The organism is Salinigranum rubrum, assembly GCF_002906575.1.
In the GTDB taxonomy this organism is placed as follows: Archaea; Halobacteriota; Halobacteria; order Halobacteriales; family Haloferacaceae; genus Salinigranum; species Salinigranum rubrum.
Genome location: NZ_CP026309.1, coordinates 3,800,523 through 3,819,723, shown reverse-complemented (window position 1 = coordinate 3,819,723; position 19,201 = coordinate 3,800,523). Strand labels below are relative to the sequence as shown.

Here is a 19,201-nt window from a genome sequence, read left to right as displayed (position 1 = left end):
GAGTCAGCCGCTCGCGACGAGCGTCTCCTCGGCGAACACCTCGCCGTCGGGCGTCACCAGCCGACAGCGAAGCCCTCCCGCGACGGGTTCGAGTTCCGCGTGACCGGGTCGGTTTCCCCGAGGCTGGGCGTGGCTCCCGGGGTTGAGCAGCGCGACCGGCCCGGAGACGTCGAGCGTCGGGCGGTGTGAGTGGCCGAAGACGACCACGTCGGCGCCGCGCTCGCGGCCGAACAGCGACAGCGCCGTCGGTCCGCCCTCGCGGGTGTGGGTGACCGCGAAACGGAGCCCCTCGTACTCGAGGTTCCGCGCGACGGGGAGGCGCTCGCGGACGGCGGGGCTGTCGGTGTTGCCGTAGACGCCGTGGAGGTCGGTCGCGACGTCGCAGAACGCGTCGAGGGCGGGTTCGCGGTTGAAATCGCCCGCGTGAACGACCATCTCTGCCTCGCGGACGGCCTCCAGCGTCCGTCCGGTGAGCTTGTGACCCGAGCGGGCGTGCGTGTCGGAGACGGCGACGAGCATGGCGGGGGTAGGGGAGGGAGGATACAGGAAGCTACCGCTTGACCCTCCCGAACGATGCGACGGGCACAAGCCAAGGGTATAACGTGAGGGGGCGTCACCCGGGAGTATGGGCAGTAGCACCTCCGTCGTCCTCGCCGCGCTCGTCGCGAACGGCGCCATCGCGGTGATGAAGTTCGTCGGGTTCCTCCTCACCGGCAGTCCCTCGATGCTCTCGGAGACGTACCACTCCATCTCCGACACCGGCAATCAGGTCTTCCTCCTCATCGGTATCCGCTACAGCGGACGGGACGCCGACCGCGGCCACCCGTTCGGCTACGGCAAGGCGCAGTTCTTCTACGCGTTTCTGGTGTCGGTCCTCCTGTTCGGCATCGCCGGGTGGGAGTCGCTGAAACACGGCTACGACGCCGTCCTCCACCCGGCCCACGCCGGCGGCGGGTCGTCGTTCACGCTGTTCGGGGCGAGCATCGACCCCTTCTACGTGAACGTCGTCGTCCTCGTCGGCGCCATCGCCTTCGAGACGTACGCGCTCGTCAAGGCCAACGCCGAACTCCAGCGACAGATCACCGAGTACGAGTGGGCGGGCATCGTCGAGGCGTTCAAGAAAACGAGCGACGTCACCACGCTGACGGCGTTCACCGAGGACGCCATCGCGCTCGGCGGCGCCGCCATCGCCCTCGTCGGAATCGTCCTCACCCGGGTGACGGGTAACCCCATCTTCGACTCCGCCTCGGCCGTCATCATCGGCCTCCTCCTGATGGGCTTCGCGCTCGCGCTGGCGTGGGAGAACAAGCGGCTACTCATCGGCGAGTCGCTCCCGCGGGATGTCGAAGAACGGCTCCGCGAGACGATTCGGACCCACGAGGGCGTGGTCCACGTCGACCGCTTCCGGACGGTGTTCTTCGGTCCGGGGAACGTCCTCGTCACGGCCGACGTGAGCTTCGACGCCGACACCGACACCGAGAACATCGACGACGACATCACGGCCATCGAGGAGGAACTCAGGCGCGTCGACGGCCGGGTGGGGATGGTCTACATCGAACCCGAACTGTGAGCCCCCCTTTCGCATAACTCGGAGCGATAGCTCCCGCGCTCGGGACGGGTGTCCGTTTCGCGGACGGTGTCGGACTACGCACGAGACTGTACGTCACAGGGCACGACCGCAAATATCAGTTACTTGTTGTATGCTCTGACGTATCAGTCCGCGTCTGTTGGGTACGACGGTCTCGTAACTGTTTCGTACCTGAATATATAATATGATGGACAAGACTAACTCGGGAACCCGAGACCACCGCCTGTGAGAGATTCACAACAGGGCTCATGGTTCGGACGCCGGGCGTTCCTCGGCCTCTCCGGGAGTACCGCACTCGCACTGCTGGCCGCGCCGGCGGCCGCAAACAGCGACGCGACGACAGCGGACGGAGGGGCGCTCTCCCAGGCCGAGGGAGGGGCGATTCCACAGAGCGGGCTCGTCCACCTCGAATCGATCGGCCGGTACGAGTCGGGGCTGTTCGACGAGGGCGGGGCCGAAATCGTCGACTACCACCCGCCCACGCAGCGACTGTTCGTGATCAACGCCGACATCGGCGGCGTCGACGTGCTCGACGTCTCGGACCCGACAGCGCCGACGAAGGTCGCCGCGCTCGACGTGGCGGGCGAACTCGCCGGCGTGAGTAGCGCGAACAGCGTCTCGGTCGCCACGGAGACGGTCGCCGTCGCCATCGAGGCCGAGAACGCACAGGAACCGGGACAGGTCGGCTTCTACGACCCCGCTTCGCTCGACCTCCTCGGGACGGCGACGGTCGGGGCGCTCCCGGACAAGGTGACGTTCACCCCCGACGGGCAGCAGGCGCTCGTCGCCAACGAGGCGGAACCGAACGACGACTACACCGTCGACCCGCGGGGGTCGGTCAGCATCGTCGATATCTCGGCGGGCGCGGACGCGGCGACGGTCAGCACCGCGGGCTTCACCCAGTTCGACGGCCAGGAAGAGGAACTGCGGAGCCGAGGAATCAGGGTCTTCGGGCCGGGCGCGAGCGCCTCCCAGGACTTCGAGCCGGAGTACGTGGCCGTGAGCGACGACTCGACGACCGCGTGGGTCTCGCTGCAGGAGAACAACGCGATCGCCGAGATCGACATCGAGAGCGCCAGCGTCACGAAGCTCCTGCCGCTCGGGTTCAAAGACTACAGCCTCCCGGGGAACGAACTCGACGCCAGCAACGAGGACGGCGGCGTCAACATCCGGAACTGGCCCATCAAGGGCATCCTCCAGCCCGACGCCATCGGCGCGTACAGCGTCGGCGGCGAGACGTACCTCGTCACGGCCAACGAGGGCGACAGCCGCGACTACGACGGGTTCAGCGAGGAGAGCGAGGTCGCCGACCTCGACCTCGACCCCGACGCGTTCGACTTCGACGAGATAGAAGGGATCGACAGCGTCGAGGAGCTCCAGCGGCCCGAGAACCTCGGCGCGAAAGGCGTGACGACGACGCTCGGCGACACCGACGGCGACGGGCAGTACGAGGAGATATACGTCTTCGGCGGACGGTCGTTCAGCATCTTCAGCACCGACGGGGAGCGGGTGTTCGACAGCGGGAGCGACTTCGAGCGCATCACCGCCGAGCGGTTCCCCGAAGAGTTCAACAACGACAACGCCGAGAGCGACCCCGACGGCCGCAGCGACAACAAGGGTCCCGAACCCGAGGGGCTCACGCTCGGACGGATCGGCGACCGCCACTACGCGTTCATCGGGCTCGAACGCGTCGGCGGGGTGATGGTGTACGAGATCACCGACCCCGAGTCGCCGACGTTCGTCCAGTACATCAACGAGCGGGACTTCTCGGTCGATATCGAGGCGGAGATCGTCGAGGGCGACGCCCCGTCGTACGCCGCCGGCGACCTCGGCCCGGAAGGACTGGCCTTCGCGACCGCCGAGGAGAGCCCCATCGGCGACCCGCTCGTCTTCGTGGGTCACGAGATCAGCGGGACGACCACCATTTTCCGAGTGGCGACCACCGTCGTCGGCGTCGGTTCGGTCGCCCTCGGCAACGGCGCGGCGGGCAGCGTCGACCTCTCCTTGCTGTCGGCGATGGACGGCTTCTCCGGCGCTCGGATCACGGTCTCCGTCGCCCACCCGGACGTCGCCGAAATCGTGAGCGCGAGCTACCCCGAGGGGGTCGGCCTCACGCGGTCGCCGACGGTGACGGAGGGTGAGTCGGTCGAACTGGAACTCGTCGACGTCGAGAACAGCGTCACGCCGGGCGCGACGGACGTCCCGCTGGCGAGCATCAAACTCACCGGCGTCGGCGCGGGGACGACGGACCTCGTGGTCGAGGTGGAGGCGTTCGACGACGACGCCGGCGAGTCGGTCGACGTGGCGACGCGGAACGGGCTGGTCGTCACCGGTCCGCCGTCGGTGGGTGGCTCGGGCGACGAACCGACCGACCTCGACGGCGACGGCCGGTACGAGGACGTCAACGGGAACGGGAGGCTCGACTACGACGACGTCGTCCTGCTGTTCGACCAGTTCGAGTCCGACTCGGTTCGCCTGAACGCGAACGCCTACGACTTCAACGAGAACGGCGAACTCGACTACGACGACATCGTCGACCTCTACGAGGAGACCTGAGACGGCCGGGACACCGTCACGACACCCGCCCGAGCCTTACGGGTCGGTCAGGCGCGCAGGCTCCCGACCGCCGCCGCGACGCGGTCGACCGCCTCCCGTACTTCGGCCCGGGAGACGTCGAGGTGGGTACACAGTCGGGCCGACGAGGCGTCCCGCGCCCCGAAGGCGACGCCGTGTTCTTCGCACGCGGCGACGAGGTCGTCGGCGTGGACGTCCGCCTCGACGGAGAGCATCACGATGTTCGTGTCCGGTTCCCGGGTCGACAGCCCGGCGATGTCGTCGAGACCCGCAGCGAGCGTCCGGGCGTTCGCGTGGTCCTCCGCGAGTCGGTCGACGTTCTCCAGCGCCAAGAGCCCGGGAGCGGCGACGATACCGGCCTGTCGCATCCCCCCGCCGAACAGCTTTCTGACTCGCCGTGCCCGCTCGACGAACCCCTCGGGGCCGGCGAGAATCGACCCGACGGGCGCGCCGAGCCCCTTCGAGAGACAGAAGTTCACCGTGTCGGCGGGCCCGGTCAGCTCCTCGGGTGCGACGCCGAGCGCGACGCTCGCGTTGAACACGCGGGCCCCGTCGAGGTGGACGGGGACTCCGAGGTCGTGAGCCGCCTCGCAGGCCTCCGCGATTTCGTCGACGCCGACGGCGACGCCGCCGCGGCTGTTGTGGGTGTTCTCCACGCAGAGTAAGCCCGTGCCGGGCCGGTGCAGCGACTCCTCGACGTGGGCCGCTTCGACCTGTGCGGCCGTCGGAACCGCGCGCGGGCCGCAGTCGACCATCCGCGCCTGCACCCCCGAGAGGTCGGCGACGCCGCCGACTTCCCACTTGACGACGTGGGCCTGCTCGTCGACGACGAGTTCCTGCCCCCGCTCGGTGTGGGTGCGGATGGCGACCTGGTTGCCCATCGTCCCCGACGGCACGAACAGCGCCTTCTCTTTGCCGACGAGGTCGGCGGCGCGGCGTTCGAGTTCGTTGACCGAGGGGTCGTCGCCGTAGACGTCGTCGCCCACCTCGGCGTCGCGGGCGGCGTCGCGCATGGCCTGCGATGGCTTCGTGACGGTGTCCGAGCGGAGGTCTATCATGGCTCTCGGGAGTGCGGCGAGAGATAAAGCGGTGGTGGTCAGTCGACGACGGGGCACGCGTTCTCCCCCGAAACAGCACCACGGAACGGCGAACCTATATGGCCGACCCCTCACTCTCTCCGCGAGAGCCGTGGACCGACGACCCCCGTCCGAATCGTACGTGCTCCTCGGACTCGCCAGCGCGGGCTACTTCCTCTTCACCTTCACGTGGTTCTCGCTGGCAGCCTTCCTCCCTCCCGTCATCGAGGAACTGGGGCTAACCAGCACGCAGGCGGGAATCGTCAGCGGTGCGATCCAACTCAGCTACATCCCCCTGTCGCTGGTGTCGGGGCTCGTCATCGACCGACTGGGCTCGCGGAGCGCACTCGGTGCGGGGCTGTTCGTCATCGGGGCGGCCCACGTCGTGCGCGGACTCCCAACCGGATTCGTGACGATTCTCCTCCCGACCCTGCTCATCGGCGTCGGCGGGATGGCGGTCACGTTCGGCCTCCCGAAGCTCGTCTCCGAACTGTTTCCACCGGAGCGGTCGGGGACGATGTCCTCCGTCTACATGATCGGGGCCACGCTCGGAAGCGCGACCGTGTTCGCCGTCGCTCGCCCGCTCATCGGCCCGTTCGTGGGTGGCTGGCGACCGTTCTTCTGGTACACCGGGGCGGTCGTGGTCGGGTTCGCGGCGGTCTGGACGGTGGCCTCGTGGTACCTGTGGGGCCGCATCGACGAGTTCCCCGCGCAGGCCGACGATCAGACCTTCTCGCTGGCGTCGATGCGCGAGGACCTCGTCAGCGTCGTCACCCACTACGGGCTGTTCCTCGTGGTTATCGTCGCGACGTTGCGGCTGTTCATCACCCACGGCCTGTCGAGTTGGCTCCCGACGATACTCGAAGCGCGGGGCGTCACGCCCACCCTGGCGGGGACGCTCACGAGCCTGTTCATCCTCGTCCGCGTCCTCGGCATCGTCAGCGTTCCCGTCCTCTCGGACCGGTTCTCGACGCGCCGGCTGCCCATCGTTGCGTGTGGACTCGCGGGCACGCTCGGCCTCCTGGGACTGGTCGTCGCTGGTGGCGTCTGGACGCTGACGCTCTCGCTCGTGCTGATCGGGACGTTCGTCATCGGCGGGCTGTCGCCGCTCGTTCGTGCGCTTCCGATCGAGATGGCGGGGATCGGTCCCCGACTCACCGCGGTGGCGACGGGACTGATGTTCACGTTCGGTGAAGTCGGCGGGTTCGCGGGACCGTTCCTCATCGGCGCGCTCCGTGACCTGACGGGGGCGTTCGCGCCGTCGCTCGTCGTCCTGGCCGTCGCGAGCCTCGGGACCGCCGTCGCGGGGTACTTCATGGACGAGCCTGCCGAAGCCGAGTACGCCGAGTCGGCCGCCGAACCGACCGACTGACGGGGGTACGCCGACCCCATCGTCTCCACTGGCGGGCTTCGAGGCGGTCGAAAGAACCAGAGCGAGCGGCGAGCCGCTCAGAGCGCGTCGACGACGTCGCGGTACTCGTCCTCGGTGAACGCCTTCAGCGTCTCCGTCCGCACGGAGCCGCCGCGGGCGACCGTCAGCAACGCCTTCGCGTACGACTCGTCGTCCGGGAACTGCGAGACGACGACCATGTCGTGTTGCCCCATCGTCATGAAGAACTCCGTCATCTCGCCACCGTGTGTCGAGAAGACCTCCCGGGCCTGCTGGAGCCGTCGGGGGCTCTCCTTGACGTTCGCGATCCCCTCTCCCGTCCAGTCGACCAGCGTAATGTAGGTAGGCATCGTTTCACCACTCCCGCGTCTGCGGGCGGGGATAAGACGCGCCGGGACGGCATGTCAGTTTCTCTCACGCGCAGGGATATCAGGGGAAACAGGAGATACGACCTCGCACGGGCGCTCGACGACGCACTCCGCGCCCGATGCCGACGCCGAAAGACGCATGGGGCGGGGGCGGAACGATGAGACATGGACCCACGCATCCGCGAACACGCGGAGACCATCGCCGACCACTCGACGGGGATCGAGGCGGGCGAGAACGTCGTTATCGCCATGCCACGGGAGGCCGAGGACCTCGCCGTCGCCCTCCACGAGGTGGTCGGCGACAGGGGGGCGAACCCGGTCTACCTGAACAACTCCGAGCGCGCCTCGCGGGCGTTCTTGCGCGCGTGCGCCGACGGGAGCGACGAGGACGGCGGTGAGTTCGAGACGCCCGACCACCAGCTCGCGCTGTACGAGGAGACCGACGTCGTCGTCATCGCTCGCGGCGGCGCCAACGTGAGCGAGCAGTCCGACGTCGCGCCCGAGACGACCGCGGCCTACAGGCGAGCGATGCAGCCGGTGCTGAAAGAGCGGCTCTCGAAGCGCTGGTGTCTCACGCAGTTTCCCTCCTCCGGTCACGCCCAGCTAGCGGGAATGAGCACCGAAGCGTACGAGAACTTCGTCTGGGACGCCGTCAGCCTCGACTGGGACGCCCAGCGCGCCCACCAGGCGGAGATGGTCGAGATTCTCGACGACGCCGACGAAGTGCGGATCAGATCGGGCGAGGGGACGGACGTGACGATGTCCGTCGCCGGCAACACGACGCTGAACGACTACGGCGAGAAGAACCTCCCGGGAGGGGAGGTGTTCACCGCCCCCGTGAGGGAAAGCGTCGAGGGCGAGGTCCACTTCGACATGCCGCTGTACCGGCAGGGGAGAGAGATAGAGGGGGTCCGCGTCCGGTTCGAGGAGGGCCGCGTCGAGTCGTACTCGGCCGAGCGCAACGAGGAGGTCCTCGACGGCGTCTTCGACACCGACGAGGGCGCGCGCTACCTGGGCGAACTCGGCATCGGGATGAACCGGAACATCGACCGGTTCACCTACAACATGCTGTTCGACGAGAAGATGGGCGACACGGTCCACATGGCCGTCGGCGCGGCCTACGAGGAGTGCGTCGGCGAGGAGAACGAGGCGAACGAGTCGGCCGAGCACGTCGACATGATCGTCGACATGAGCACCGAGTCCGTCATCGAGGTGGACGGCGAAGTCGTCCAGCGAGACGGCACGTTCGTGTTCGAGGACGGGTTCGAGTAGTCGTCGTTTTGGTCCAGGTTTTGCCGAGCGACCGAGCGAAGCGAGGGAGCGAGGGAAAAGCTGGGACGTGGACGTTCGTGTTCGAGGACGGGTTCGAGTAGTCGTCGTTTTGGTCCAGGTTTTGCCGAGCGACCGAGCGAAGCGAGGGAGCGAGGGAAAAGCTGGGACGTGGACGTTCGTGTTCGAGGACGGGTTCGAGTAGTCGTCGTTTTGGTCCAGGTTTTGCCGAGCGACCGAGCGAAGCGAGGGAGCGAGGGAAAAGCTGGGACGTGGACGTTCGTGTTCGAGGACGGGTTCGAGTAGCTCGCGGAGGGGTTCGAGTAGTCGTCGTTTTGGTCCAGGGCTTGCCGAGCGAGCGAAGCGGTGGAGCGAGCGAGAGGCTGGGACGTGGACCTTTTTACCCGCTCAACACGGGCGAGGGTGTATGAAGACGACCGGCGGGAGCGACGGGGCGAAGCGACGGGCGGGCGAGTCGGCCGCCGCGCTCGTCGAACCGGGGATGACGGTCGGTCTCGGGACGGGGAGTACGGCCGCCCACGCGATTCGACGCCTCGGGGAGCGCGTCGCGGACGGCCTCGACATCGAGGGCGTCCCCACCTCGTTCGACTCGCGGCAACGCGCCCGCGACGCCGGCATACCGCTCCGCGCCCTCGAAGACGTAGATACAATCGACCTCGCCATCGACGGGGCCGACCAGGTCGCCGACTTCGCACTCGTCAAGGGCGGCGGGGCGGCCCACGCCCGCGAGAAACTCGTCGACACCGCCGCCGAGCGGTTCGTCGTCGTCGTCGACTCCTCGAAGCAGGCCGACGTGCTCTCGCATCCGGTCCCGGTCGAGGTGTTGCCGGTCGCCCACAGCGTGGTCGCGGGGACTGTCCGCGACGCGGGGGGTGAGCCGTCGCTCCGCCGCGCCGACCGCAAGGACGGGCCGGTCGTGACGGACAACGGGAACCTCGTTCTCGACTGCGAGTTCGGCGACATCGCTGAACCCACAGCACTCGCTCGCACGCTCTCGGAGATGCCGGGCGTCGTCGAACACGGACTGTTCGTCGGCAGCGCGGACGAGGTGCACGTCGGAACCGACTCCGGCGTTCGCGTCCTCGAACGCGAGTGAAGCGCGAGGGTCGCAGCGGCGGCCCGTCGGCGACGGACTTCTCCTCGGTCGAACGACGGACCTGTCGCTGGAGGACGAAAAATATCGGAGAAGGTGAGTCGACGCTGACTTACAGGTCGCGGGGCTGGACGGTCTTCCGGTCGTTTTCCTCGGCTCGACGAGCGGCGTCCTCGAGCAGCTCCTTCACTTCCGCGTCCAGCGCATCGTAGAAGTCGGAGGCTACGTTCTTGTCGCTGAGCGCTTCTTTGACGGCTGCCTTGACAATGAGGTCTGCCATACAGGGTACAGTACTAGCCCCTTATTAATAAGATTTCCCCAAACGACGGTCTCTGCCGGTGTGTCGGTCGAATTCCGCTTTTCGGGGGGCTGGATTTATATACTATGCCCGATAACGGGGGTGTCAGTCCTCGTTCGACCCCGAAATCGGCACGCTGTCGAGGCCGACCGAGTCGGTTAGTATCAACCAACATAAGGTTTGTGGGCGTTGTCGTCGCCGTTCCGGTGCGTCCCCGTCGGCGCAGGGCAGGGCGTCGGCGTGGCGGAACGACACCTATGTGACCGCCGAGCCTCGACGGTGCGGTATGCGAGACATCCTCGATGCGGTCGCGGCGGGCGACCTCTCGCCCGAGGCTGCAGAGGCACGGCTGCGCGGCTACGCGACGACGGAGGCGGGACGCTTCGACGCCGCCCGCGAGACCCGGCGGGGCGTCCCGGAGGCGATTCTGGCAGAGGGGAAGACGCCGACGGAGACCGCCGACCTGGCCGCGACGAGCGTCGAGACGACGCGACGCGCCGTCGTCACCCGCGTCGACAGCGAGACCGCACAGGCCGTCGAAGCCGGCCTCCCGGACCCGGTCGACATCGACTACGACGAGCGCGCGCGGACGCTCGTCGCCCACGCCCCCGACTTCGACGCGCCCGCGCTCGACGCGACGGTGGCCGTCGTCACCGCGGGGACCTCCGACGCCCCCGTCGCGGGCGAGGCGAGCGTCGTCGCCCGCGAGATGGGTGCGACCGTCGAGTGGCTCGAAGACGTCGGCGTCGCTCACCTGGGCCGAATTCTCGACGTGCTCGACCCCATCCGCGCCGCGGACGTCGTCGTCGTCGCGGCCGGCCGCGAGGGCGCGCTCCCGACAGTCGTCGCCGGACTCGTCGACACGCCGGTCGTCGGCCTCCCCGTCTCGACGGGCTACGGCTTCGGCGGCGACGGCGAGGCGGCGCTCGCGGGGATGCTCCAGTCCTGTACCGTCCTCTCGGTCGTCAACGTCGACGCCGGCTTCGTCGCGGGCGCACAGGCCGGCCTCGTCGCCCGCGCCGTCGACGCCGCCCGGTCGGGGGAGGGCTCGAACTGACCGGGGCTTCGTTCGTCCAGTCTCTCGCGTCTTCGCCCCCCGGTTCGATTCCAATCGTCGTGTCCCTCCGGGGACAATTGGACGAACGGGCACTCTTCGCGCGTGCGCGCGAAGCCCTATTACGGCGCAACCCGAACGAACGTCCACCGGCACAGGTGGTTGCCGGGCGCACACGATGCCAAGTTGCGACCACTGCGGGTCGCACATCTCCGAGCGCTTCGCGCGCGTGTTCGCCGACGAAATCGGGCGAGTCCTCGCCTGTCCAAACTGTTCGGCGAACGCTGGTATCGCGGAGGTTGCACGGAATCGGACCCGCAATGCATGACCGCTGAGTCGCGAACGACCACCACGCGAAGCCACTTTCCTGCGGCCGCACTCCCAGAAAGCTTGAGGAGCCTCCGGTCTCTCCTCCGAGTGTGCACTACGCGTACCTCCTCCGGTGTGCGGACGGGTCGTACTACGCGGGCTACACGACCGACCCGCGCCGTCGGGAGGCCGAACACGACGCGGGCGAGGGGGCGAAGTACACCCGGGGACGAACGCCCGTCGAACTGGTCCACGTCGAGGCGTTCGACTCCCGCTCGGCGGCGATGTCCCGCGAGTACGCGCTCAAGCGACTCTCTCACGACCGGAAGCGACGGCTCGCCGTCGAGACGGACGTCGAGCGCGTGCTCGCCGAGGAGCCGCCGGCGTGACCGCGTTCACTCACACCCCACGACGACGGTTCCCGCGCTGGCGCGGACAGGGTCGCTCCGGTCGTCCAGCGGCACGCGAACCAGCCGCGTCTCGGTGACGACGTAGCCGACGTCCGCCCAGTGGTCGCCGTGGATGCCCGAGGCGTAGTTCGTCGCCCCGAAGTCACTGAGTCGGACGGCGTACCCCTCGGGCGTTCGGTTCACCGCGCGGACCTCCGCGCTCGCGCTGACGCGCGTGAGGTTCTCCTCGTCCCCCGCCGCGTCGACCAGCATCGCGTTCCGGAAGTACGCGATTTCGAACGCCTGCACCCACCCCACCACGGCCTCCCGCGTCTGCTCTGCGGGCGGTTCGGGGTACGTCGATGGCTCGACGCCGTCGACAGCCCTCAGGCGTGGGACGGCGTCGGTGAGACAGCGAGCGGGGGAGGGGAGCGAATCGAGCGAGGTGGGCGTGGGCGTGGGCGTCGGTTTCGCCGTGGGTGTCGGTGTCGTCGCCGTCCCGGTAGGAGTCGCCTCGGCCGAGCCGTCCGGAACGGGTGTCCCGCTCGGCGCACCCAGACAGCCGGCGCACAGGAGCAGCGTCGCCAGTGCGAGCGCGGGGACTGCGCCTGTCTGCATACGCGATGGTGAATCACCGACGACAAAAGCCGCTGGGGAGACTCAGACGGTCGTTTTCGTCTTCCGACTCGCTCGACTGTTCACCGCCGAAGCCGTTCGGCGTAGTCGACGACCTGCTCCGCGAGCGCGTCGAGGCGCTCTTCGATTCCCTCGTCCGTCACCTCTCCCTCGGCGAACTTCGTCCGCGCCCGCCGGATGCCGACCTGTCGCGGGACCACGAGTCCGTGGACGCCGCGCACCGTCGACCGCATGTGTTCGAACGTGCTCCCGTACGACCCACCCCCGGCGACGGCGACCAGTCCCACCACCGTTCGGTCGTACTCGTCGAAGCCACAGTAGTCGTGGAAGTTCTTGAACGTCGAGGAGTACGAGTCGTGGTAGACCGGCGACCCGAGCAGGACGGCGTCGGCCTCCCGAACCAGCCGGAGCGCCTCCGCGGCGTCACCGCGCTCCGATGTCGAGAGGTCCGGGTGATAGAGGGGGAGGTCGACGGCTCCGAGGTCGAGCAGGGTCGTCTCGGCGCCGGCGTCGCGGGCCCGCCGGAGGACGTGTTCGAGCGCCTGCTTCGTGTAGCTGCCGTCGCGGCGGCTCCCGCTGATAGCGACGAGACGGATGGACATCGCCCTCCCTATGTGAGAGTCGGAGAAAAGCGCACCGTGTGCGCCGGAACGCGCTCCCCCGGAGACGCCGTGCTGTCGACTGGCATACTTTTTAGGTCGGTCCCGCGGAGTGGGTCGTATGGACGCGATTTCCTTCGGTACTGACGGGTGGCGCGCCACGCTGGACACGTTCACCGACGACCGGGTGCGGGTCGTCGGCCAGGCCGTCGCGGACTACCTCTCCGAGGAAGGGTTCGACGACCCGGTCCTCGTGGGGTACGACGCGCGCGAGTCCTCGCCGGGGTTCGCCGACTCGCTCGCTGAGGTGCTGTCGGGCAACGGGTTCGACGTCGTCCTCCCGGAGCGGGACTGTCCGACACCGGTCACGGCGTACAACATCGTCGACCGCGGCTGTTCCGGCGCGCTCATGCTGACCGCGTCGCACAACCCCCCGGAGTACAACGGCGTGAAGTTCATTCCGAGCGACGGCGCACCCGCGCTCCCCGAGGTGACGGAGAAGATAGAGGCGAACCTCCGCGAACCCGACCTCCTGCCCGAGGAAGAACACGGCGAAATCAGGCGGGAAGACCTCGTCGCCGTCCACGCCGAGCACGCCCGCTCGCTCGTCGACGCCGACCTCTCGGGAGTCACGGTCGTGTACGACGCGATTCATGGAAGTGGTCGCGGCGTCACGGACGCGCTGCTCGAATCGGCCGGGGCCGACGTCGTCAGACTGCGCTGTGAGGACGACCCGACGTTCGGCGGCGCACACCCCGAACCGAGCGCGGAGAACCTCGTCGGACTGGAGGAGGCGGTCGACGAGCACGACGCCGACCTCGGCGTGGCGAACGACGGCGACGCCGACCGGGTCGCGTTCGTCACGCCCGAGCGGGGGAAGTTAGACGAGAACCTCTTCTTCGCCGCGCTGTACGACTACCTGCTCGAGTCGGACTCCGGGCCGGCCATCAGGACCGTGTCGACGACGTTCCTCATCGACCGCATCGCCGAGGCCCACGGGCAGGAAGTGTTCGAGACGCCGGTCGGCTTCAAGTGGGTCGCACAGGGGATGAAAGAACACGACGCGCTCGTCGGCGGCGAGGAGTCGGGCGGCTTCTCGATCCGCGGCCACATCCGCGAGAAGGACGGCGTCCTCATGGGGCTTCTGGGCGCGGCCATCGCCAGCGAGGACCCGTTCGACGCCCGCGTCGACCGCCTCCTGGAGACGCACGGCGACATCGTCGCGGACAAGATATCGGTCGACTGTCCCGACTCGGAGAAAGAGCGCGTCCTCTCGGACCTCGAATCGGAACTGCCCGAGACGGTCGCCGGACGTGAAATCGCGAAGGTCGTCACCCTCGACGGGTTCAAACTCCTCTTAGACGACGGCTCGTGGCTCCTCGTGCGTCCCTCGGGGACCGAACCGGTGCTGCGAGTGTACGCCGAGGCGTCGAGCGAGGAACGGATCGAGGAACTGCTGGACGCCGGTCGCGACCTCGTCGAACCGCTGGTCTGAACGGTCGGCGCTGTCGTCGGTTTTCGTGACCTGTCCTGTGTATTCGGTGTGCGTATCGGCAGTCGCGAGTGGATTCGGTCGTGTGGTGGTGAGCGCGAGCGTGACCGCACGACACCACCGCGCCCGTGTCCCACAGTGGTCACCGTCCCCGCTCTCACTCGGCCAACACTTCCCCTGATACCCTCTCACCGACTCACACACCGAACACGCTCACCGCTCGCGTTCGCCCCACAGTCGCTTCTCCCCCGCTCGCTCCTCGATGTCGAACCCCAGCGACTCGTAGAAGGGCCGCACCTCCGCGCGGAACTCGGCCGTCACCCGACCCATCTCTTCGAGCACCCGTTCGATGAGTCGGCTGCCCACGCCCGACCCTCGCTGCTGTGGATGGACCGCGATGGCCTCGACGTGCTCGCCGTCACGGACGAGCGCGCCGACCACTCTTCCACCCCGCTCGGCGACGAGCACTCCTCCCGACTCGGTCCGCCGCCGCACCTGGTTCGCGCCCACTTCGAGCATCGCGCCCTCGACCACCCGGAGAACGGCGAGGATGTCGCCCTCGCGCGCCTGGCGGACCCGAACGTCCGGCCCGTCATCACCCAGTATCGGCTCGTTCCCGGTCATACGCGTGTTCTCCCGGTCGACGGCGTCCTCGCGGGGAACACCGTCGGCCTCTGTCGTCGGTCACTGCTCCGTGTTCGTCCGCGGATGGGAAATACGCGGGGCTCCGTTCAGGGTTCGAGGACGACCCGGAACCGCGCCTCGTTCGCCATCATCCGGTCGTACGCTTCCTCGGCGTCTTCGAGCGAGTAGGTCTCGATTTCGGGCGTCACGTCGCGGAGCGCGCTGAACTCCAGGGCGTCCTGTGAGTCCCGAGCGTGACCGGACGCCCACCCCTCGACGGCGCTCCGGCCCATGACGAGCTGCTGGACGTCGACGCCCACCTCCTCGTGGGGGATGCCGACCATCACGAGTTCGCCGTCGATGCCGAGGCCGCCGACGACGGACTCGACCGCGTCGGCGACGGGTGCCGTGCCGAGAACCACGCGCGCGCCGCCGAGTTCCTGAAGCGCCTCCGCGGGGTCCTCGGCGGAGCTGTCGACGAAGTGGTCCGCGCCGAGTTCGAGCGCCAGGTCCCGCTTGTCGGAACTGTGCGACAGCGCGACCGTCTCGAACCCCGCCGCGTGGGCGTACTGGACGCCGAGGTGGCCCAGGCCGCCGATACCCTGGACGGCGACGAGGTCGCCCGGTCGCGCGCCGGTGTTCCGCAGGGCGTTGAACGTCGTGACGCCCGCACAGAGCAGCGGGGCGGCGTCGACGCTCGCGAGGCTCTCGGGCATGCGCGCGAGCGCCTCCGCCGGGACCGTCGCGTACTCGGCGTAGCCGCCGTCGAAGCTGATGCCCGTGATCTGTCCCTCCTGACACTGGAGGAACTGCCCGCGTCGACACGGCTCGCAGGTGAAACAGTGCCCGCCGTGCCAGCCGACGCCGACCCGCTCCCCCTCGCTCCAGTCCGTGATGCGGTCGCCGACGCTGTCGACGCGGCCGGCGATTTCGTGACCCGGGACCCGCGGGTACTCGATGCCCGGGAACCCCCCTCCTTCACGTAGCTGTCGCTGTAGCAGATGCCGCAGGCGTCGACGGCGACGCGGACCTCGTCGGGTCCCGGTTCGGGGACCTCCTGCTCTCTGAGTTCGAAGTCCGCGCCCGGTTCGGGGACGACGACCGCTCGCATGGTGTCGGACATACGTTTCCTTCGAGTGACGCCGGAAACAAAACCGATTCGGCCACCGACCTCACGAGTCGTACCCTCTCGAAACGTCCCCACAGGACCAGTACAGAGCCCGATAGAGCGCTCCGAACCGGGCGGCGACACCTACATCCGTACCGACTCGAATACGGGAACGATGCGCCGTCGCTCGGCACTCCGCGCCCTCCTCGGGACGGTCGGCCTCGGCTCGCTCTCGGGGTGTAACGCGCTCGTCGGTTCGAACGCGACGACCCCCGCGGAGGCCGCCTCGTCCCCGGAGTCGGGAGGCCCACGGTCGTCACCCTCCTCGGTCGCGACGAGCGCCTCGACGACGGCCGAACCGTACCACACCGCCGACGCACCGCTCCTCGACCGCCCGCGCGGCGTCCATGTCCGCAACCTCGGGTCGACGGAGCGGTTCCTGACGGCGGTCGTGTCCGACGACGAGAGAGAGGTGTTCGCCGACAGCGCCCCGGTTCCGGCGGGCGAGACGGCCTCGTTCCCGGACCTCCTCGCGACGGCGGGAACGTACGACGTGCTCGTCGAGACGGCCGACGGCGACCGAGGCCGGTACGAGTGGGACGTCAGCGAAGAACTCGACGACCTCTGGGTCGACCTCACACCGGGCCTCTCGTTCCGGCGTCCCGTGCTCTGTCTCACCGACTGCGCGTTCGCGGTGACCGACGGCGATGACGACGGAGACGGCGATCAGGTCGTCGCGTACGACGTCCCCGCCGACCTCGACGTCGCCGCGGCGCTGGGGCGCGTCCCGGCGCTCGCGCTCGACAACGACGCCACCGAGTCCAGACGGGTGAGGCTCCACGTCTGGCAGGCCGGCACCCTCCACTTCGCGTCGACGTTCGTCCTCCCGGCCGACGTCCGCCTCCTCGTCCCGGTCTCCCCGGCAAACCGGCGGTACGACGTCGTCGTCCGCACCCCCGACGGGGAGGCCATCTACGACTGGCAGCCGAGCGTGCGGACCACGCTCTACGCCTCAGTCGCCGAAACCCCGACGTTCCGCTGTGGCTACGCCGACCACGACGTGCAGGTCCGAAACGAGACCGACCGCGCGCGCCGCGTCGTCGTCCGGGTGCTGACCGGCGACGAGACGCTGTTCGAGCGCGTCTTCGAACTCGACCCGCGCGAGGTCGAGACGGTCCCCTCGGCGGTCGACCCGGCCGGGCCGTTCCGGTTCGAGGTCGAAATCGGGAGCGAGACCGACCGGTACAACTGGGTCCGGTGTGCCCCGAACGGCCCCATCGTCGTCGCCGTGAGCGACGACGGGGTCTCCGTCTCCGTCCGACCGACGGCCGAGTCGTCCTGACTCTTACCCCATTCAGGCGAGTTCGGCAGTGACGTCCGTCGACGAGACCATCCCGACGTAGTCGTCCCCGAGACGACCGGGAGGTGCTTGATGCCGAGGCTCGTCATCATCGCGGCCACCTCCTCGATGAGGAGGTCCGGCGGGATGGACTCGACGCCGGCGGTCATGACCTCGCTGACGGCCGTCTCCGCCGGGTCGCGACCGTCGGCGACGACGCCGAGCACGTCGGTGCTGGTGACGATACCCGGCGGACTGCTCGTCACGACGAGGGCGCTGATCGCGTGGTCGCGCATCGCCTGTGCGGCCTCGGTGACGGACGCCGACGCCGAGATGGTCTCCAGCGGTGTCGACATCACCTCATCGACGCGGGTCCGGGTGTCGCGGTTCATACCACCCCAACGACGGCCCCCGGTATCGTCCTTTCCCTCTCCGGCAGCGCGAGCGCCACACACACCGCTCCCGACCCGACGTCTGTCGTTCGCGGCCCGACCGCACACTCACTGCGTGTTCGACATCCCTTCCGTCGACGACGACGGTGACACGTCCGATACGTATGTGGTGTGTTGTCACGGGGTTCGATAGCTCGCCGCGTGCCGGTCGGCGGTCCGAGCTAGCCACCCTTCACGAGTCTGAGAACTCGAACGTCCTCCCGCTCGGGGTCGACCGTGCGGTCCTCGGGGACGGGCCGACCGTCGACGAGGACGGTCACCTCGTGGACGCTGTACCCCACCGCGCGGACGAGGTCGGCGTACGTCGCCGTCTCGGAGAGGTCCACCTCCCGACTCCCCTCGCCGACGACGTCGCATGTGACGCGCATACCCACGGGTGGGGAGCGAGGGGCAAATCGGCTTCGACTCACCCGCCCCTCCCGGCGGTCGTCTCGGGGAGTTTATGAGGCGACACGCCCCTCCATTGCACATGAGCGAGGCCTCCCAGGATGCGAGTTCGCCGTCGGGCCGCGAGATCTGGATCGAGAAGTACCGGCCTCAAACCCTGCAAGACATCTACGGGCAGGAGGACACCATCGAGCGCCTCCAGTCGTACGTCGACCGCGACGACCTGCCGCACCTGATGTTCGCCGGGCCGGCCGGCGTCGGGAAAACCACCTCGGCGACGGCCATCGCCCGGGAACTGTACGGCGACGACTGGCGGGGCAACTTCCTCGAACTCAACGCGAGCGACGAGCGCGGTATCGACGTCGTCCGCGACCGCATCAAGAGCTTCGCGCGCTCGCAGATGAGCCGCGACCACGACTACCGGCTCATCTTCCTCGACGAGGCCGACTCGCTGACCGACGACGCCCAGTCCGCGCTCCGCCGGACGATGGAGCAGTTCTCCGACACGACGCGCTTCATCCTCTCGTGTAACTACTCCTCGAAGATCATCGACCCCATCCAGTCTCGCTGTGCGGTGTTCCGCTTCTCGCCCCTCTCCGAGGACGCCATCCGAAGACAGGTCGAGGACATCGCCACGGCGGAGGGAATCGAGACCACCGCCGAGGGCATCGACGCCCTCGTCTACTACGCCGACGGCGACATGCGCCGCGCAATCAACGCGCTGCAGGCCGCGGCGACGACGGGTGAGGTCGTCGACGAGGAGGGCGTCTTCACCGTCACCTCCACGGCCAGACCCGAGGACATCCGCGAGATGGTCGGCGCCGCCGTCGACGGCGACTTCCCGGCGGCGCGGGCGAAACTCGCCACGCTCCTCGACGACGTCGGCATGGCCGGCGGCGACATCATCGACCAACTGCATCGGTCGGTGTGGGACTTCGACCTCGCGGACAGAGAGGCGGCCCGCCTGATGGAGCGCATCGGCGAGGCCGACTACCGGATCGCAGAGGGCGCGAACGAGCGCGTCCAGCTAGAGGCGCTCTTGGCGTCGCTCGCGCTCGACGGCTGACTCGTCGGCCTTCGTCCCCTCCGCCTGTCGCCTGTCCCGTCACGTCACGCCGCGTTCCGCCGCCACTCG

At 68.6% G+C, this 19,201-nt stretch carries 19 protein-coding genes and 2 pseudogenes; 11 read left to right on the top strand and 10 right to left on the bottom strand.

What is annotated here, in order from left to right; genetic code table 11:
• Window positions 1-3: 3 nt before the first annotated feature.
• The gene (locus tag C2R22_RS18770) at window positions 4-519 is read right to left on the bottom strand and encodes a metallophosphoesterase (RefSeq protein WP_103427121.1); all 516 of its coding nucleotides are present in this window, start codon (window positions 517-519) and stop codon (window positions 4-6) included.
• Window positions 520-625: 106 nt separating this feature from the next.
• Between C2R22_RS18770 and C2R22_RS18765 the strand changes: the two genes are divergently transcribed.
• Both C2R22_RS18765 and C2R22_RS18760 read left to right on the top strand, forming a co-directional pair.
• Window positions 626-1,570 carry a cation diffusion facilitator family transporter gene (locus C2R22_RS18765; protein ID WP_103427120.1) on the top strand — a complete coding sequence of 315 codons (945 nt, stop codon included), beginning with the start codon at window positions 626-628 and terminating at the stop codon, window positions 1,568-1,570.
• A gap of 243 nt (window positions 1,571-1,813) precedes the next feature.
• Entirely contained in the window at window positions 1,814-4,144 is a 2,331-nt protein-coding gene (locus tag C2R22_RS18760) for a choice-of-anchor I family protein (RefSeq protein ID WP_216824754.1), read from the top strand.
• A gap of 47 nt (window positions 4,145-4,191) precedes the next feature.
• Here C2R22_RS18760 and C2R22_RS18755 read toward each other — a convergent pair whose 3' ends face one another.
• Complete coding sequence (locus tag C2R22_RS18755) at window positions 4,192-5,220, bottom strand: threonine aldolase family protein (RefSeq protein ID WP_103427119.1); 1,029 nt, start codon at window positions 5,218-5,220, stop codon at window positions 4,192-4,194.
• 130 nt (window positions 5,221-5,350) lie between these two features.
• On the opposite strand from C2R22_RS18755, the gene C2R22_RS18750 reads away from it, so the two are divergent.
• Window positions 5,351-6,610 (top strand): MFS transporter, encoded by a 1,260-nt coding sequence (locus C2R22_RS18750; protein ID WP_245902820.1) that lies wholly within the window; start codon window positions 5,351-5,353, stop codon window positions 6,608-6,610.
• 77 nt (window positions 6,611-6,687) lie between these two features.
• Here C2R22_RS18750 and C2R22_RS18745 read toward each other — a convergent pair whose 3' ends face one another.
• The gene (locus tag C2R22_RS18745; protein WP_103427117.1) at window positions 6,688-6,978 is read right to left on the bottom strand and encodes a GYD domain-containing protein; all 291 of its coding nucleotides are present in this window, start codon (window positions 6,976-6,978) and stop codon (window positions 6,688-6,690) included.
• A 183-nt stretch (window positions 6,979-7,161) separates the two neighbouring features.
• On the opposite strand from C2R22_RS18745, the gene C2R22_RS18740 reads away from it, so the two are divergent.
• On the top strand, window positions 7,162-8,268 hold the full coding sequence (locus tag C2R22_RS18740) for an aminopeptidase (RefSeq protein ID WP_103427116.1): 1,107 nt from the start codon (window positions 7,162-7,164) through the stop codon (window positions 8,266-8,268).
• Between the two features lie 424 nt (window positions 8,269-8,692).
• The gene (gene rpiA / locus C2R22_RS18735) at window positions 8,693-9,382 is read left to right on the top strand and encodes a ribose-5-phosphate isomerase RpiA (protein WP_103427115.1); all 690 of its coding nucleotides are present in this window, start codon (window positions 8,693-8,695) and stop codon (window positions 9,380-9,382) included.
• Between the two features lie 109 nt (window positions 9,383-9,491).
• Here the strand turns inward: rpiA and C2R22_RS18730 are convergent, their stop codons facing one another.
• Complete coding sequence (locus C2R22_RS18730; protein ID WP_103427114.1) at window positions 9,492-9,659, bottom strand: DUF1931 family protein; 168 nt, start codon at window positions 9,657-9,659, stop codon at window positions 9,492-9,494.
• Window positions 9,660-9,963: 304 nt separating this feature from the next.
• Here C2R22_RS18730 and larB point away from each other — a divergent pair, with 304 nt between their 5' ends.
• The 3 genes from larB to C2R22_RS18720 all read left to right on the top strand — a co-directional run bounded on the left by larB (window position 9,964) and on the right by C2R22_RS18720 (window position 11,429).
• Window positions 9,964-10,734 (top strand): nickel pincer cofactor biosynthesis protein LarB, encoded by a 771-nt coding sequence (larB, locus tag C2R22_RS18725; RefSeq protein ID WP_103427113.1) that lies wholly within the window; start codon window positions 9,964-9,966, stop codon window positions 10,732-10,734.
• A gap of 175 nt (window positions 10,735-10,909) precedes the next feature.
• Window positions 10,910-11,059: a DUF7563 family protein gene (locus C2R22_RS27685; protein ID WP_449329039.1), complete on the top strand. Its 150-nt coding sequence runs from the start codon at window positions 10,910-10,912 to the stop codon at window positions 11,057-11,059.
• A 91-nt stretch (window positions 11,060-11,150) separates the two neighbouring features.
• Window positions 11,151-11,429 carry a GIY-YIG nuclease family protein gene (locus tag C2R22_RS18720; protein ID WP_103427112.1) on the top strand — a complete coding sequence of 93 codons (279 nt, stop codon included), beginning with the start codon at window positions 11,151-11,153 and terminating at the stop codon, window positions 11,427-11,429.
• A 6-nt stretch (window positions 11,430-11,435) separates the two neighbouring features.
• Here C2R22_RS18720 and C2R22_RS18715 read toward each other — a convergent pair whose 3' ends face one another.
• Together C2R22_RS18715 and C2R22_RS18710 are read right to left on the bottom strand one after the other, a co-directional pair.
• Window positions 11,436-12,047: a hypothetical protein gene (locus tag C2R22_RS18715; protein WP_103427111.1), complete on the bottom strand. Its 612-nt coding sequence runs from the start codon at window positions 12,045-12,047 to the stop codon at window positions 11,436-11,438.
• 80 nt (window positions 12,048-12,127) lie between these two features.
• Complete coding sequence (locus C2R22_RS18710) at window positions 12,128-12,667, bottom strand: NADPH-dependent FMN reductase (protein WP_103427110.1); 540 nt, start codon at window positions 12,665-12,667, stop codon at window positions 12,128-12,130.
• A 118-nt stretch (window positions 12,668-12,785) separates the two neighbouring features.
• Between C2R22_RS18710 and C2R22_RS18705 the strand changes: the two genes are divergently transcribed.
• Complete coding sequence (locus C2R22_RS18705; protein WP_103427109.1) at window positions 12,786-14,159, top strand: phosphoglucomutase/phosphomannomutase family protein; 1,374 nt, start codon at window positions 12,786-12,788, stop codon at window positions 14,157-14,159.
• 210 nt (window positions 14,160-14,369) lie between these two features.
• Here the strand turns inward: C2R22_RS18705 and C2R22_RS18700 are convergent, their stop codons facing one another.
• On the bottom strand, window positions 14,370-14,780 hold the full coding sequence (locus C2R22_RS18700) for a GNAT family N-acetyltransferase (protein WP_103427108.1): 411 nt from the start codon (window positions 14,778-14,780) through the stop codon (window positions 14,370-14,372).
• 107 nt (window positions 14,781-14,887) lie between these two features.
• A pseudogene (locus C2R22_RS18695) lies at window positions 14,888-15,891 on the bottom strand (alcohol dehydrogenase).
• A 172-nt stretch (window positions 15,892-16,063) separates the two neighbouring features.
• Here C2R22_RS18695 and C2R22_RS18690 point away from each other — a divergent pair.
• Window positions 16,064-17,230, top strand: a complete 1,167-nt coding sequence (locus C2R22_RS18690; protein WP_103427107.1) for a hypothetical protein — start codon at window positions 16,064-16,066, stop codon at window positions 17,228-17,230.
• Between the two features lie 12 nt (window positions 17,231-17,242).
• Here C2R22_RS18690 and C2R22_RS27565 read toward each other — a convergent pair.
• Together C2R22_RS27565 and samp2 are read right to left on the bottom strand one after the other, a co-directional pair.
• Window positions 17,243-17,619, bottom strand: a pseudogene (locus C2R22_RS27565) (CBS domain-containing protein).
• 221 nt (window positions 17,620-17,840) lie between these two features.
• Window positions 17,841-18,047, bottom strand: coding sequence for a ubiquitin-like small modifier protein SAMP2 (gene samp2 / locus C2R22_RS18680; protein ID WP_103427106.1), 207 nt, complete (start codon window positions 18,045-18,047; stop codon window positions 17,841-17,843).
• Between the two features lie 101 nt (window positions 18,048-18,148).
• Here samp2 and C2R22_RS18675 point away from each other — a divergent pair, with 101 nt between their 5' ends.
• A complete protein-coding gene (locus C2R22_RS18675) occupies window positions 18,149-19,132 on the top strand; it encodes a replication factor C small subunit (RefSeq protein WP_103427105.1) in 984 nt (327 codons plus the stop codon).
• Window positions 19,133-19,201: the final 69 nt, after the last annotated feature.

Coding starts and splice junctions, on each gene's coding strand:
- C2R22_RS18770 (WP_103427121.1), bottom strand. CDS start 519: ATGCTCGTCGCCGTCTCCGACACGCACGCCCGCTCGGGTCACAAGCTC.
- C2R22_RS18765 (WP_103427120.1), top strand. CDS start 626: ATGGGCAGTAGCACCTCCGTCGTCCTCGCCGCGCTCGTCGCGAACGGC.
- C2R22_RS18755 (WP_103427119.1), bottom strand. CDS start 5,220: ATGATAGACCTCCGCTCGGACACCGTCACGAAGCCATCGCAGGCCATG.
- C2R22_RS18745 (WP_103427117.1), bottom strand. CDS start 6,978: ATGCCTACCTACATTACGCTGGTCGACTGGACGGGAGAGGGGATCGCG.
- C2R22_RS18740 (WP_103427116.1), top strand. CDS start 7,162: ATGGACCCACGCATCCGCGAACACGCGGAGACCATCGCCGACCACTCG.
- rpiA (WP_103427115.1), top strand. CDS start 8,693: ATGAAGACGACCGGCGGGAGCGACGGGGCGAAGCGACGGGCGGGCGAG.
- C2R22_RS18730 (WP_103427114.1), bottom strand. CDS start 9,659: ATGGCAGACCTCATTGTCAAGGCAGCCGTCAAAGAAGCGCTCAGCGAC.
- larB (WP_103427113.1), top strand. CDS start 9,964: ATGCGAGACATCCTCGATGCGGTCGCGGCGGGCGACCTCTCGCCCGAG.
- C2R22_RS27685 (WP_449329039.1), top strand. CDS start 10,910: ATGCCAAGTTGCGACCACTGCGGGTCGCACATCTCCGAGCGCTTCGCG.
- C2R22_RS18715 (WP_103427111.1), bottom strand. CDS start 12,047: ATGCAGACAGGCGCAGTCCCCGCGCTCGCACTGGCGACGCTGCTCCTG.
- C2R22_RS18710 (WP_103427110.1), bottom strand. CDS start 12,667: ATGTCCATCCGTCTCGTCGCTATCAGCGGGAGCCGCCGCGACGGCAGC.
- C2R22_RS18705 (WP_103427109.1), top strand. CDS start 12,786: ATGGACGCGATTTCCTTCGGTACTGACGGGTGGCGCGCCACGCTGGAC.
- C2R22_RS18700 (WP_103427108.1), bottom strand. CDS start 14,780: ATGACCGGGAACGAGCCGATACTGGGTGATGACGGGCCGGACGTTCGG.
- C2R22_RS18690 (WP_103427107.1), top strand. CDS start 16,064: ATGCGCCGTCGCTCGGCACTCCGCGCCCTCCTCGGGACGGTCGGCCTC.
- samp2 (WP_103427106.1), bottom strand. CDS start 18,047: ATGCGCGTCACATGCGACGTCGTCGGCGAGGGGAGTCGGGAGGTGGAC.
- C2R22_RS18675 (WP_103427105.1), top strand. CDS start 18,149: ATGAGCGAGGCCTCCCAGGATGCGAGTTCGCCGTCGGGCCGCGAGATC.